Consider the following 13,982-nt stretch of genomic DNA (forward strand, 5'->3'; position numbering starts at 1 on the left):
CGTCCTGAACGACCTCTTTCCATGGTTCTCACGATTCGGATCGGCCTCAAGGACAAGCCGGGCAAGCCCGGTGCTGCGCATCCTTGACCCCGCTCCGAATCGCCGGGTGCTCTGGACGGGGCAGGGGGGCGCTGGCATAGAGGGGTCATGGTCAGTCTCAACCGCGTCGTCATGCAGCCCTCGAGCCGCCGAATGATCAAGGCCCTCGGGCCGGAAGAGCTTGATTGCGCGGAGATTTCCGGAAAATGGGGGGAGCGTTTCGCCTTCAGGAGCTACACGCAATTCCGCTACCCCGCCCATGATATCTGTGCGGGGCCCTTCACGGACCCCGACACGGACGCGCCCCTGCAATTCGACCTCATTCTCGCCAACCAGGTCTGGGAACATCTCGACCGTCCCTATGCCGCCACCCGCCACGTCCACCAGATGCTGCGGCACGGCGGCTATTTCTGGCTCGCCGTGCCCTTCTTCGCCCCGTTCCACGCGGCCCCCAACGACTGCTCGCGCTGGAGCGCGCGGGGGCTAACGAACCTGCTGATCGAGGGCGGCTTTGGCGAGGATGCGATCCATGCCGAGCAATGGGGTAACCGGCATGTCGCGCGGCGCAACCTCGAAGACGTCTGGCCGCCGGTCTACGAACCGGAAACGGACGACATCCGAAATGATCCCGACATGCCCATCTGTGCCTGGGCCTTGGCGCAGAAGCTCTGAATGACCGTGCGCACGCCCTTCGGGCTGATCCTTTTGCTTTGGGGTGCGGGGTTGGGCGCTGCGGCGCAATACGGCAAGGTGTCGGTGATCTTCGATCTGCTGCCCGGCGCCTATCCGGATGCGGGGGCGGCGGTGGGGTGGATCGTGTCGCTGGTGGGCTTCGTGGGCATCCTCTTCGGCGTCGTGGCGGGGCTTGTGGTGGCGCGCATCCGCTACCGGCGCGCGCTGCTCTGGGCGCTCTGGATGGGGGCTGCCGTCTCCGCCCTGCAGGCGGCGCTGCCGCCGCTGCCGGTGATGTTGCTGTTGCGGGTGGCCGAGGGGGCGTCGCATCTGGCCATCGTGGTGGCCGCGCCCACGCTGATCGCGCAGTTGAGCGCCCCGCGCGACCGGGGGCTGACGCTGACGCTCTGGGGAACGTTCTTTGGCGTGGCCTTCGCGGTTCTCGCCTTTGCCGGACGGCCGCTGGCGCTGAGCTTCGGCCTGCCGGCGCTCTTTCTTGCCCACGGTCTCTATATGGCGCTTTCCGCCCTCATCCTCACAAACCGGCTGCGCGCCTTGCCGGAAGAGGGCGCGCAGCCTGACTTTTCTGTCCCGCAGGTGGTGAAAGATCATGGCCGCATCTATCGCTCCCCCCATCTGGTCGCACCGGCGGCGGGGTGGCTGTTCTACACCTTCAGTTTCGTCTCGATCCTCACCGTCCTTCCGCCATACCTCGACCCAGGCCTGCGCGCGCCTGTGATGACTGCGATGCCGTTGCTGAGCATTCTCGTGTCGATGACACTGGGTGTCCTGCTGCTGCGGCGGCTCTCGGGCGTGCAGGTGGTGATGGCGGGTTTCGCGCTCTCGGCCCTTTGCATGGTCTGGCTATGGCTTATGCCCGGCGCACCGCTGGCCTGCCTTGCGCTCGCGGGGGCGCTGGGGCTGATCCAGGGGGCGAGTTTTGCCGCCGTGCCGCAGCTCAATCAGACGGCTGCCACGCAGGCGCAGGCCAACGGCACGATGGCGCAGATGGGCAACCTCGGCAACACGCTAGGCACGCCCATGATGGCTTTCGCGCTGGCACAGGCCGGTTACGCGGCACTGCCGGTGCTGGCCGGTGCCGCCTTTGTCGCGGGGTTCGCCGTGCACCTTCTGCTGGGTGCGCTGCGCCGCAGAACCTAGGGCGATGTCACCTCGATCGTTTGCGCGGCAAGCGGCGCGCGGCTCTGACCGATGATGTATTCCACCACGTAACTGCCGGGTTTGTCGGGGACCTTGAGCTTGACCGTCGGTCCGCCTTTCAGACCCTTGGTCGCGCTGAAGCGATGGTAGCCCTCTGCCTCCGGTTTGCGGATCGCGACGAAATCGTTGGGATAGCCGGGTCCCTTCCAGCCGACGTCGATCTGCGCGCCAGCGGCCGCACTTGGAGGGACGATCAAGGAGGCCGTCACTGGCGACAGGGTGATCTGGTGCACCGCCAGCGGCGACCGGTCCTGGTTCTCGATATACTCGATCAGGTACGTCCCTGGTTCGGCGGGCATTTCCAGCTTTCCCGGATTGCCGCGCTTCGTCGCGACGGTGTCGATGAACCGGTGATAGCCTTCCGCCTCGGGGCTGCGCACGGCGAGGAAATCGTTAGGATAATCGGGACCTTTCCAGCCAACGTCGATTGTTGCACCCGCCGCCGCCGTCGCCGGGGCGATCAGCGAGGCCTCGACCGCCGTGATCGTGATTTCCACCACCGCCATCGGTGTCCGGTCCTGGTTCTCGATATATTCGATCAGGTAGGTGCCGGGGTCCGTCGGCATGGCAAGCTTGGCGGGATTGCCGCGCTTGGTGGCCACGGTGTTGATGAACCGGTGATATCCTTCCGCGTCCGGGCTGCGGACGGCGATGAAGTCGTTGGCATAGTCCGGACCTTTCCATCCCACGTCGATGGTGGCCCCTGCGGGCGCTTCGGCCGGGGCGATGATCGTGGCGCTGACGGCGGCGACCGTGATCTCGGCGGCGGCCAGCGGCGAACGCCCCTGATTCTCGATGTATTCGATGACGTAAGTGCCTGGCTCGCTTGGCATTTCCAGTTTGACTGGATTGCCCTTGCTTACCCCGGTCGAATTGATGAACCGGTGGTAGCCGTCGGCGTCGGGGCTCCGCACGGCGATGAAATCGTTGGCGTAGGCCGGTCCCTTCCAGCCGACGTCGATGGTGGCTCCAGCCGGTGCGGTGGCGGGTGCCACCAGCGCAGCTTCGACCGGTATGACCGTGATCGCAGCTTCGGCAAGGGGGATACGGTCCCTGTTGAGGATATATTCGATCACATAGTCCCCGGGCACGTTGGGCATGAGCAGATCGACCGTCGCGGTGTCGCCGACGCGGGTCTGATTGGCAAAGCGGTGATAGCCCTCGGCATCGGGGCTGCGGATGGCGACAAAGTCGTTCTCCTCGGCGGGCCCCTTCCAGCCCACCTCGATCGTCGCCCCGGCTGACGCGGTGGCGGGCGCGGCGATGGTGGCACTGGGCAGACGCTCTTCAAAGACCACTTCGACGGTTGTCGCACCGCCCTCGATGGCGATGAAGCCCGCCTCGGCGCTGGTCTCATCGGCAACGGAATAGGCCGTTGCCGTATAGGCCCCTTCCTGCATCTCGTAGAGGAGAGGATTGCCCGGCGCGTCCTGCACAATCGGTCCGTCGTTGCCGGAGATGCTCCAGAGCACAGGCGTGTCGATGGTGGCCTTCGCGTCGCCCATCACGGCGGTGAAGGTCATTTCGATCAGGATCGGCTCGGGCTCGGGCGGCGGGGTCTGCACCACGGCGGTCATGGCGAGGTTCAGCTCATCGGCGTTCGCTGCGGTCAGGAACTGGCCCCCCGTCTCATCGGCAAGGCACTGCATCTGCGCCAGCGCCTCGGGGTCGCTCACGTCAAAGCCGATCACATGGGCGGTAAAGTCGATGCCCGCCTCTTCCAGCAGCCGCGCGGCGGCGCAGGGGTCGGGGTTGCAGGTCTCGACCCCGTCCGACACGAGGATCACGGTTGCCGCTTCCTCAGTATAGCGCAGCGCCTCAGCGGCGGCGATCACGGCGTCGGTCATCGGTGTCTTGCCCAGCGGCTTGATGCCCCGTACGGCGGTCTCGATGGCCGCCGCCGTGCCGGGGGCAGGGGCCACGATGGTCTCGATATCCGTGCAATTGCCACGCTCACGGTGTCCATAAACCGTCAGGCCCAGCCCCTGATCCGCCGGGAAATCCGCCAGAAGCCCGCTCACCACCTCCTGCGCGATGCCGATCTTGGCCGTCCCGTCGATCTGCCCCCACATGGAGCCCGATCCGTCGAGCACGAGGATCGTGTTGGACTGCTGCTGGGCGAAGGCAGCGGTTGCAAGGGAAGCGATCAGGGCGGAGGTGGCGAAAAGGCGCATGAAACATCCTTTGACAAAGCGTGTATGGAATAAGGGAATTGCAATTATGTCGGGCAGAAAACCACGACTGCCCCCCGCAGGCAAGGCATCCTTCCCGTTGATACGTCATGTGACAATGCCAGCAGGCTCCGCGCGCAAAAAATTTGCTTATGTTCCGGTAATGTTCTAAACGCGGGGTGGCGGTGGCGCATGCCAGTCTTATGTCATGCGTGAGTGGTCCGGGGGACAGAATGGCTGAGCTGAAACACATCGAGGTGCGCGGCGCGCGCGAGCACAACCTCAAGAGCATCGACGTGGATATCCCGCGCGACCAGCTGGTCGTGATTACCGGGCTGTCGGGCTCGGGCAAATCCTCGCTCGCATTCGACACGATCTATGCCGAGGGGCAGCGCCGCTATGTGGAGTCCCTCTCCGCTTATGCGCGCCAGTTCCTCGACATGATGCAGAAACCGGATGTGGATCACATCTCCGGCCTTTCCCCCGCGATTTCCATCGAACAGAAGACCACGTCCAAGAACCCGCGCTCGACAGTCGGCACCGTCACCGAGATCTACGACTACATGCGCCTGCTCTTTGCCCGCGTCGGCACGCCCTACAGCCCCGCGACCGGCAAACCCATCGAGGCGCAGCAGGTGCAGGACATGGTAGACCGGATCATGGATATGGAGGAAGGCACGCGCGCCTACCTCCTTGCCCCGATCATCCGCGACCGCAAGGGCGAATACCGCAAGGAATTCATCGAGCTGCGCAAGCAAGGCTTCCAGCGGGTCAAGGTCGATGGTGCCTTTTACGAGCTGGACGAGCCACCAACGCTGGACAAGAAATTCCGCCACGACATCGACGTCGTCGTCGACCGGATCGTCGTGCGCGAAGGTCTGGAAACGCGGCTGGCGGACAGCCTGCGCACTGCGCTGGACCTTGCCGACGGCATCGCGATTCTGGAAACCGCCCCGACCGAAGGCGACCCGGAGCGTACCACGTTCTCCGAGAAATTTGCCTGCCCCGTCAGCGGCTTCACCATCCCCGAGATCGAACCGCGTCTCTTCTCCTTCAACGCGCCCTTCGGCGCCTGCCCGGAGTGTGACGGTCTGGGTCGCGAGCTGTTCTTCGACGAACGCCTCGTGGTGCCGGACCAGAACCTCAAGGTCTACGACGGCGCGCTGGCCCCCTGGCGCAAGGGCAAGAGCCCGTACTTCAAGCAGACCATCGAGGCGATCGCCAAGCACTACGGCTTCAACCAGAACGCCAAGTGGAAAGACCTCGACCCGGCGGTGCAGCAGGTCTTCCTCTACGGCTCCGGCGAGGAAGAGATCAAGTTCCGCTACGACGAGGGCGGGCGCGTCTACGAGGTCTCCCGCGTCTTCGAGGGCGTGATCCCCAACATGGAGCGCCGCTACCGCGAGACCGACAGCAGCTGGATCCGCGAGGAATTCGAACGCTACCAGAACAATCGCCCCTGCGGTGCCTGTGGCGGCTACCGCCTGCGGGACGAGGCGCTGGCGGTCAAGATCGGGCCATCCAATGACCCGGAGCACCTGCTGCACGTGGGTCAGGTGGTCGAGATGTCGATCCGCGAGGCCTACGACTGGTGCAAGACCGTGCCGGAGCATCTGACGGTCCAGAAGAACGAAATCGCTCGGGCAATCCTGAAGGAAATCCGCGAGCGCCTCGGCTTCCTGAATAACGTTGGTTTGGAATATCTTACACTCTCACGTTCAAGTGGCACATTAAGCGGCGGCGAGAGCCAGCGTATCCGCCTGGCCAGCCAGATCGGTTCGGGCCTGACGGGCGTGCTCTACGTCCTAGACGAGCCTTCCATCGGCCTGCACCAGCGCGATAACGACCGGCTGTTGCAAACCTTGAAAAACCTGCGCGACCAGGGCAACACGGTGATCGTGGTCGAACACGACGAGGAAGCGATCCGCGAGGCGGATTATGTTTTCGATATCGGACCGGGCGCAGGGGTGCATGGCGGGCAGGTGGTCAGCCACGGCAAGCCCGCCCAGATCGCGGCGGATGCGAATTCGATCACCGGCCAATACCTGACAGGCGCGCGTGAGATTTCCGTGCCCGCGACCCGGCGCAAGGGGAACAAGAAGAAAGTGCAGGTGGTCAAGGCCTCGGGCAATAACCTGCAGGACGTCACCGTCGACTTCCCGCTTGGAAAATTCGTTTGTGTGACGGGGGTTAGCGGCGGCGGCAAGTCCACGCTGACCATCGAGACGCTGTTCAAGACGGCCTCCATGAACCTAAATGGCGCGCGGCAGACGCCGGCCCCCTGCGAGACGATCAAGGGGTTGGAGCATCTCGACAAGGTCATCGACATCGACCAGCGCCCCATTGGGCGCACACCGCGTTCAAACCCTGCGACATACACCGGTGCCTTCACCCCTATCCGTGACTGGTTCACCGGACTTCCCGAAGCAAAAGCAAGGGGTTATAAGCCCGGGCGCTTCAGCTTCAACGTCAAGGGCGGGCGCTGCGAGGCCTGCCAGGGCGACGGGGTGATCAAGATCGAAATGCACTTCCTGCCGGATGTTTACGTCGAATGCGAGACCTGCAAGGGAGCGCGCTATAACCGCGAGACGCTGGAGATCAAATTCAAGGGCAAGAGCATCGCGGATGTCCTTGATATGACTGTAGAAGATGCGCAGGAATTTTTCGCCGCGGTGCCGTCGATCCGTGAGAAGATGGATGCGCTGATGCGGGTCGGCCTTGGCTATATCAAGGTGGGCCAACAGGCGACGACCCTTTCGGGCGGCGAGGCGCAGCGGGTGAAACTGTCGAAGGAACTGAGCAAGCGCTCAACGGGCCGCACGCTCTACATCCTGGACGAGCCGACCACCGGTCTGCATTTCGAGGACGTCCGCAAGTTGTTGGAAGTGCTGCATGAATTGGTCGATCAGGGCAATTCGGTTGTCGTGATCGAACACAACCTCGACGTGGTGAAAACCGCCGATCACATCATCGACATCGGTCCAGAGGGTGGTGACGGTGGCGGGCGCGTGGTGGCGACGGGCACGCCGGAGGAGGTGGCCGAGGTGGCCGAGAGCTACACCGGCAAGTACCTCAAACCGATGCTGGAAAAGCGCCGGGCGGTGGCGGCGGAATAGGGCGATCTTAACCCGATCTCAAACGTCACCCCCCGTACACCTTCTGTACACCGGGCGTACATACGAGGGGCGTTTGTTTTTTGCATATGTTTGTCCGCTCTAGGGCACTGCGGCGGTGTGTTGTCTCTGCGATGACGGCTGAAAAAGCCACTGCTGGCTCACCAAAACCAGGTTCAGGTGGGTGCGGTCAGGCAAACGTCGATGAGGCGGGCGAAGTCATCGGCACTCAGGCTGTCGAAGCGTGTGGAAAGCCCCTCGATCTCATCTGCTCTGTCGCGGCCAAGAACGGGATCGGTGAAAAGATGAAATTTCTCGGAAATCTCGGCATCCGACAGCGGCAGGTCGTTGTCCCCCTTCGGCGTGCGCGGCTGGTCCTCAAAGCTGTGGCCGTCGGTCGTGTGTATGGTGACCTGCGCCCAGCGTTTGCCTTGGGAAATCTTCGTGAAATGGGCGTCGTCGATCAGGCGGATGCTGTCGCTGACGCGCAGGATGTCGGGGTCTTGCAGGGTCTCCGGCGCAAGGTCAGGCACGCCGATTTGACCCCGCACGGCCATGGTGGCGACGGGGAAAGCGATGCCATAGGCGAATTCGTCCGGCGTGGCAGGACGGTGTCCGGCAAGGCGGGTGGCGTTGTGAAAGGTGCGGATGTCGATGGAGGCGATGTCGGTATGGGTCAGGCCATGTTCGGCCATGAGGTGTTTGACCGCGTCGATGCTGGGATGGGCCCAGCGGCAGCAGGGGTAGGCTTTGTAGCTGGTGTCCTTGACCGTGCGCCAGTGCGTGCCGAGGTCGGCCCAGAAGTCCGGGGCCTCTTCGCAGGTCAGGGCAGGGGCACCGGTGAAGCCTTCGCGCGCCAGATAGGCCGCGACGATTCCCGAAGGCGCGCCCCAGCCCACGCCGTCGCGCAGGTTCGTGGGGTGATCGATGCAGCGCATCATCTGGCTGCGGGGGCCGTGGTATTCGCTGATGCCCGCTGCGTGGCGGATGGTCTCGGGGTCGGCCCCCAGCATCCGGGCCGCGGCGGTGGCGACGCCCACGGCGGTCCAGGCGCCCGAGGTGTGGTAGTCGGGGCAGGTGGCGTGCTGCGCGAGCCCTGCGCGGCAGGAAACCTCGTAGCCGACCGCAAGATGCGCCGCGAAGTCCGCGCCGGTCATCGGGCCGGTGACTTCGGCCATGGCCATGAGCGCGGGGAAGACGGCTGCACCTGCGTGACCCTTGCAAGGGGAGGTGGTGTCATGGGCATCGACGGCGTCGATGGTGAAGGCGCCTGCCATAGCGGCCCCGGCGGGGGACAGGGGTGTGCCGTCCATCAGGATGCGGGCGGTGCCCGCCTCCGTCGCGCCGAACATCAGCCGCGCCGCCCGGCGGGCCCGGTTGGCCATGTCGGTCGTGGAGGCCACGGCGGCGACGCCCATCGTGTCGAGGAACGACCGGCGCAGGACCCAGAGCAGGTCCTGGGGCAGATCGTCGTAGCGCAGGTCATGGGCGAAGGTGTCGAAGGTGGGGGGCATCGGCGTGGCTCCGGCTGGTCTGTTGTCAGCCTAGCCGCCTTCGGGGCGGTGGATTGCCGGATTGCGACGCGGCAGGTCGCGAATTTTCGGAGCGGGTCATCGGTCAGAATGTCGCATTCAACGGAAGCGCGGAGCGCCTATCTCCATGTGAGCGAACAGAGAGGAGCGCCCGATGACCACCGTCACCACGAATTCCATCCCGTCCAGCCTGACCCGCAAGCGGGAGGCGTTGAGCCAGCAGGCAGCCGAGAAGGCGCGGCAGGTGACCGGCTCGCTGGAATTCCGCGTGCTGGGCGTGCTTGCGCTCGTCCTTGCTCTTTGGGCGACCGCGATCGCGACCTTTGGCTATGCGGCGCTGATCCTGCCGATGCTGGCCTTCGTGCCGGTCATGTTCGTGGTGCTGTTGCTGATCACGGTCGGCAAATAGGTCTCAGCTTCGGCCCCGCTTTTCGAAGCGGGGCAGCATGGCCGAGAAGTCGCGTCCGCGCCCGTCTTCTTCCTCGACGAACTGGCGGTAAAGCTCGAGCGCTTTGGCACCCATCGGCGTGTCTGCGTCCACGAATTCGGCGGCCTGCTGGCTGAGGCCCAGGTCCTTGAGCATCAGCTCGGCGGCAAAGCCGGGCTTGTAGCCGTTGTCGGCGGGCGATTGCGGGCCGACGCCGGGGGCGGGGCAATAGGCGTTCATCGACCAGGAATAGCCGGAGGAGGTGGAGACCACGTCGAACATCTTTTGCCGGTCGAGGCCCAGCTTGTCGGCGAGCGCGAAGGCCTCGCAGGTGGCGATCATCGTGGCACCAAGGATCATGTTGTTGCAAATCTTGGCGGCCTGTCCGGCACCGGCGTCACCGCAGTGGACGGCCTTTTGGCCCATGATGTCGAAAAGCGGCGCGGCCTTGGCGAAGGCGGCGGGGGAGCCGCCGGCCATGAAGGTAAGCGTGCCAGCTGCAGCGCCTCCGATGCCGCCGGAGACCGGGGCGTCGACAGCGAGAAGGCCCGCGTTTTCAGCAGCTTCGGCGGTATTGCGGGCGCTTTCGACGTCGACAGTGGAACAGTCGATCAGAAGCGCGCCGGGTTTCATGTGGGGGATCGCCTCGGCCGCGACCTGGCGCAGGATGGAGCCGTTGGGGAGCATGGTGATCACCACGTCGGCGCCCGAGACGCAGGTTGCGATGTCGGCGGCCTGCGACACACCTTCGGCGGTGGTGCCCGCGACGTCGTAGCCGGTGACATTGTGGCCCGCCTTGGCGAGGTTCGCGGCCATGGGCGCGCCCATGTTGCCCAGTCCGATGAAGCCGATGGTGAGGGTGCTCATGGGGTGTCTCCTAGGTTGAGGGCATCGGGGCCGAGAGGTTGCAGCATTTTCGAAACGGCGGCCAGTGGCACGTCTTGGCCCGCGTATTGCCATTGCGGGTTGCGGTCCTTGTCGATGATCGCGGCGCGGATGCCTTCGAGAAAGTCGCCGTGCTCCATCGCGCGGTAGGTGAAGCGGTATTCGAGGTCGAGCGCCTTTTCGAGTGTGAGTGAGGGGCCGCGCAGGCGGTGCATGATCTCGACCGTGCAGGCCATGGACAGGGGGGAGTTGCGCGACGTTTTCTTGAGCGCCTCGGCGGCGAAGGTGCTGTCGTCGTTGTTCAGAACGGTGAGGATGTCACCGAAGCGTTCGCCTGCGAAAAGCGCGTTGATCTGGTCGAGGTTCGGTTCGAGGGTGGCGTCTGGTGCTTTTTCCTCGGCCTTGCCAAGGGCTTCGGTGGTGCCGGTTTCCTCGATTTCCAGGGTGAGAGATTTCCACATTGACTGCGGGACGTAGTGGTCTGCAAAACCAGCGAATATCGCGTCCGCCGCGTTCATCCGCGTGCCGGTTATCCCCAGGTATTCCCCAAGCCGTCCGGGGGCGAGCGCCAGCATCAGCGTGCCGCCCACGTCCGGGACAAGGCCGATACCGCATTCGGGCATGGCGATCTGGCTGGTCTCACCCACCACGCGGTGCGAGCCGTGGCACCCGATGCCCACGCCGCCGCCCATGGTGAAGCCTTGCAGGAAGGAGACGACGGGTTTGGGGTAGCTGAATATCTTGTGGTTTAGACGGTATTCGTCGGCCCAGAATTTGCGGCCGTAGGCGTAATCGCCCTTGGTGCCGGTGGCGTAAAGCTCGGCGATGTCGCCGCCCGAGCAGAAGGCGCGGTCGCCCTCGGCGTCGATCACGATCAGATCGACGGCATCGTTCACGCGCCAGGCATCGAAGGCCGCTTCGATGGCGAGGCACATCTCGTAGGTCATGGCGTTGAGGGCCTGTGGCCGGGTCAGGGTGATGCGGCCTGCGCGGCCGGTGATGCGGATGTGGATATCGCTCATCGGTTCTTCAGCATGTCGCGGGCGACGATCACGCGCATGACCTCGTTGGTGCCTTCGAGGATTTGGTGGACGCGCAGATCGCGGACCAGTTTCTCGATCCCGTAGTCGGCAAGGTAGCCGTAGCCGCCGTGGAGTTGCAGGCATTGATCGACGACCTTGCTGCCGGTCTCGGTCACGAATTTCTTGGCCATGGCGCAGAACTTGGTGGCGTCGTGGGCCTTGTTGTCGAGCTTCCAGGCGGCTTGCCGCAGGAAGGTGCGGGCGGCCTGAAGCTCGATCTCCATGTCGGCAAGCCGCCATTGCAGACCCTGGAACTGGTCGATGGTATGGCCGAATGCCTTGCGTTCGCCCATGTAATTCAGCGTCTGGGTCAGTGCGATCTGGGCTGCCCCCAGCGAGCAGGCGGCGATGTTCAGGCGGCCACCATCGAGGCCGATCATCGCATATTTGAAGCCTTTTCCCTCTTCTCCGACCAGATTTCCGCTCGGAATGTTGCAATTGTCGAATTGCACCTGTGCCGTGGGTTGGCTGCGCCAGCCCATCTTGTCTTCCATGCCGCCAAAGGAGAGCCCTTCGGTACCGTTCTCGACATAGACGCAGGAGACGCCGTTTGCGCCGTCGTCGGACGTGCGGACCATGGCGACATAGGCGTCGGAATAGCCGCCGCCCGAGATGAAGGCCTTGGAACCGGTCAGGCTGTAGCCCTCGTTGGTGCGTTCGGCACGGGTTTTCAGGGCTGCCGCGTCAGAGCCTGAACCGGGTTCGGTCAGGCAGTAGCTCAGGACGGTTTCCATGGAGACGATCCCGTCCATGACGCGGGCCTTCAATTCGTCACTGCCGAAGCTGTCGATCATCCGGGCGCACATGTTGTGGATCGACAGGAACGAGGCGACGGAGGGGCAGGCCATGGAGAGGGCCTCGAACACCAGCGTTGCGTCGAGGCGGCTGAGGCCGGTGCCGCCCGACTCTTCCGAGACATAGAGGCCGCCGAAGCCCAGTTCGGCCACCTTGGGCCAGAAATCCTTGGGGATCGTGCCGGCCTTTTCCCAGTCGCGGGCGTGGGGTGCGATATGTTCCTGCCCGAAGGCATACGCCATGTCGAAGATGGCCGTCTGCTCTTCGCTGAGCGCAAAATCCATGGGTTGTCCTTCAAGAAAGCAGCGTTATTGAACGGCTGTTAAATTCCAATCTTTGCAAGAGTTTTGCAAGGGGCAAAGAAGCGCTCAGAGATCGGCGTTGAACTCCTCGATCAGGTGTTTGACGACGGCGGCACCGCCGTTTTCCCCGGTCTTTTCATAGACGGCCCGTTGCCGCGTGCTGCTGGTGCCGTTTGCCACCACGTCGCGCAGGCTGGCAATTTCGTCGAGGCATTGGAGGGCCTCGGCGTCTTCGGCAAGGATCGTGATCATTTCGTCCATCAGCTCGTCAAAGGGGCGGATGCGCCGCTCGCCGAAGTCGATCAGTCCTTCGGTCACGCCGTAGCGCTGCGCGCGCCAGCGGTTTTCGGAGATGAGGAAGCGGTCGTATTGCCGCCAGCGCAGGTTGCGGTCGCGCAGGCGGACGAGCATGCGCACCAGTGACTGGGTGAGCGCAGCAAGGGCCAGCGCGTGCTCCAGCCGGGGTTGCACGTCGCAGATGCGGGATTCGAGCGTCGGGAAATGGTCGGAGGGGCGCAGGTCCCACCAGATTTTCGTCGTGTCCTCGATCACGCCAAGGTCGATGAGGGCGCCGGTGGTGCGCGTGTATTCGTCCCAGCTGGCAAAGATCGGCGGCAGGCCGGTGCGTGGCAGGTTGTCGAAGACGCTGAGACGGTAGGAGGCGAGGCCGGTGTCGTCGCCCTGCCAGAAGGGGGAGGAGGTGGAAAGCGCGAGCAGGTGCGGCAGGAAGTACGCCAGCTGCGGCATGAGGTCGATGCGTGATGGGTTGTCGTCGATGCCGACGTGCACGTGCATGCCGCAGATCAGCATGCGGCGGGCGACGCCCATCAGCTCGCGCTCAAGCTGGGAATAGCGGTCCTTCTCGGTGAAATGCTGGTCCTTCCAGTCCGAAAAGGGGTGGCAGGAGACGGCGATGGGGGCGAGGTTGTGTTTCTTCGCCTCTGCGGCGATGCAGGCGCGCAAGCGTTTGAGGTCTTCACGGGCCTCGGCCACAGTTTCGCAGACCTTGGTGCCGATCTCGATCTGGCATTGCAGGAATTCGGGGCTGACCTGGTCCTGCAGTTCCTTCTTGCACGCGTCCATGAGGGCGTCGGGGGCGGCGGCGAGCTTGTGGCTGTCGAGGTCGACGAGGAGGTATTCCTCCTCGATGCCGATGGTGAATTTGTCCTGCATACCCTCCTCCTGCGCCGCCTCTCGGGCAGATTAGCCGTGGACTCCGCTACCCGCAACGCCGGGATGTTTGGTGCGACTCATGGTGGATGCTAAATTGCGCTGGGTCGCGGCCCCGGATTTTGCCGCGTGACATGCGTTGATCTTTTGCGGAAGGGCGAGAAATGAAGGTTTTTCTTGATCTATTGAAGACGACCGGTGCCGAATTGGTGAAACTCAACAAGCGAACCAGTGCCAAGATGGCGCTGCTTGGTGATCTCAACACAGCCCGGGCCACCTGCAAGACCAAGGAGGCGAAGGCTATGATCGGTGAATTGATGCTTCCCATCGACAAGGACGTGCGCAAAGACGTGGATGCATTTAATTCCAAAGTAGCTGCAGCATGGAAAAAGGCTAAGGGAGAGACGCCGCCCCCGGACGTGGAGAAAAAAATCCAAGGTGTGCTAAATAACGGCGCAAAATCAATGCAATCAAAAGGCGGGCCAAGATTAGAACCCAGCTTCAGCGGAACGGCGGGCATCCGTTTCCACTACTACTCTTTGGACGAAAAGGGCAAGTCCGCGGCGGGCTAGG

General features: G+C 63.8%; 11 protein-coding genes. 5 read left to right on the plus strand and 6 right to left on the minus strand.

The window, feature by feature from the left end:
* Positions 1 to 147 precede the first annotated feature (147 nt).
* Positions 148 to 711, plus strand: a complete 564-nt coding sequence (locus AB2B41_RS03115) for a methyltransferase domain-containing protein (protein ID WP_367876283.1) — start codon at positions 148 to 150, stop codon at positions 709 to 711.
* Positions 712 to 1,872 (plus strand): MFS transporter, encoded by a 1,161-nt coding sequence (locus AB2B41_RS03120; RefSeq protein WP_367876284.1) that lies wholly within the window; start codon positions 712 to 714, stop codon positions 1,870 to 1,872.
* Here the strand turns inward: AB2B41_RS03120 and AB2B41_RS03125 are convergent.
* On the minus strand, positions 1,869 to 4,106 hold the full coding sequence (locus AB2B41_RS03125) for a vWA domain-containing protein (RefSeq protein ID WP_367876285.1): 2,238 nt from the start codon (positions 4,104 to 4,106) through the stop codon (positions 1,869 to 1,871). The genes AB2B41_RS03120 and AB2B41_RS03125 overlap by 4 nt on opposite strands.
* Before the next feature lie 230 nt (positions 4,107 to 4,336).
* Here AB2B41_RS03125 and uvrA point away from each other — a divergent pair, with 230 nt between their 5' ends.
* Positions 4,337 to 7,219, plus strand: a complete 2,883-nt coding sequence (gene uvrA, locus AB2B41_RS03130) for an excinuclease ABC subunit UvrA (RefSeq protein ID WP_367876286.1) — start codon at positions 4,337 to 4,339, stop codon at positions 7,217 to 7,219.
* Between the two features lie 173 nt (positions 7,220 to 7,392).
* On the opposite strand, the gene AB2B41_RS03135 is transcribed toward uvrA, so the two are convergent.
* A complete protein-coding gene (locus tag AB2B41_RS03135; protein WP_367876287.1) occupies positions 7,393 to 8,730 on the minus strand; it encodes an MmgE/PrpD family protein in 1,338 nt (445 codons plus the stop codon).
* Between the two features lie 172 nt (positions 8,731 to 8,902).
* Between AB2B41_RS03135 and AB2B41_RS03140 the strand changes: the two genes are divergently transcribed.
* Positions 8,903 to 9,157: a hypothetical protein gene (locus AB2B41_RS03140; RefSeq protein WP_367876288.1), complete on the plus strand. Its 255-nt coding sequence runs from the start codon at positions 8,903 to 8,905 to the stop codon at positions 9,155 to 9,157.
* Between the two features lie 3 nt (positions 9,158 to 9,160).
* Here AB2B41_RS03140 and mmsB read toward each other — a convergent pair whose 3' ends face one another.
* The 4 genes from mmsB to AB2B41_RS03160 form a co-directional block, all read right to left on the minus strand.
* Complete coding sequence (gene mmsB, locus AB2B41_RS03145; RefSeq protein WP_367876289.1) at positions 9,161 to 10,042, minus strand: 3-hydroxyisobutyrate dehydrogenase; 882 nt, start codon at positions 10,040 to 10,042, stop codon at positions 9,161 to 9,163.
* Positions 10,039 to 11,082: an enoyl-CoA hydratase/isomerase family protein gene (locus AB2B41_RS03150; RefSeq protein ID WP_367876290.1), complete on the minus strand. Its 1,044-nt coding sequence runs from the start codon at positions 11,080 to 11,082 to the stop codon at positions 10,039 to 10,041. Before AB2B41_RS03150 ends, mmsB begins: the two co-directional genes overlap by 4 nt.
* Positions 11,079 to 12,221: an acyl-CoA dehydrogenase family protein gene (locus tag AB2B41_RS03155; protein WP_367876291.1), complete on the minus strand. Its 1,143-nt coding sequence runs from the start codon at positions 12,219 to 12,221 to the stop codon at positions 11,079 to 11,081. The genes AB2B41_RS03150 and AB2B41_RS03155 overlap by 4 nt, the downstream gene beginning before the upstream one ends.
* An 84-nt stretch (positions 12,222 to 12,305) precedes the next feature.
* Positions 12,306 to 13,412, minus strand: coding sequence for a carboxylate-amine ligase (locus AB2B41_RS03160; protein ID WP_367876292.1), 1,107 nt, complete (start codon positions 13,410 to 13,412; stop codon positions 12,306 to 12,308).
* Between the two features lie 161 nt (positions 13,413 to 13,573).
* Here AB2B41_RS03160 and AB2B41_RS03165 point away from each other — a divergent pair, with 161 nt between their 5' ends.
* Complete coding sequence (locus AB2B41_RS03165) at positions 13,574 to 13,981, plus strand: hypothetical protein (RefSeq protein ID WP_367876293.1); 408 nt, start codon at positions 13,574 to 13,576, stop codon at positions 13,979 to 13,981.
* Position 13,982 lies beyond the last annotated feature (1 nt).

The sequence above is a fragment of the Sulfitobacter sediminis genome, assembly GCF_040811725.1.
In the GTDB taxonomy this organism is placed as follows: Bacteria; Pseudomonadota; Alphaproteobacteria; order Rhodobacterales; family Rhodobacteraceae; genus Sulfitobacter; species Sulfitobacter sediminis.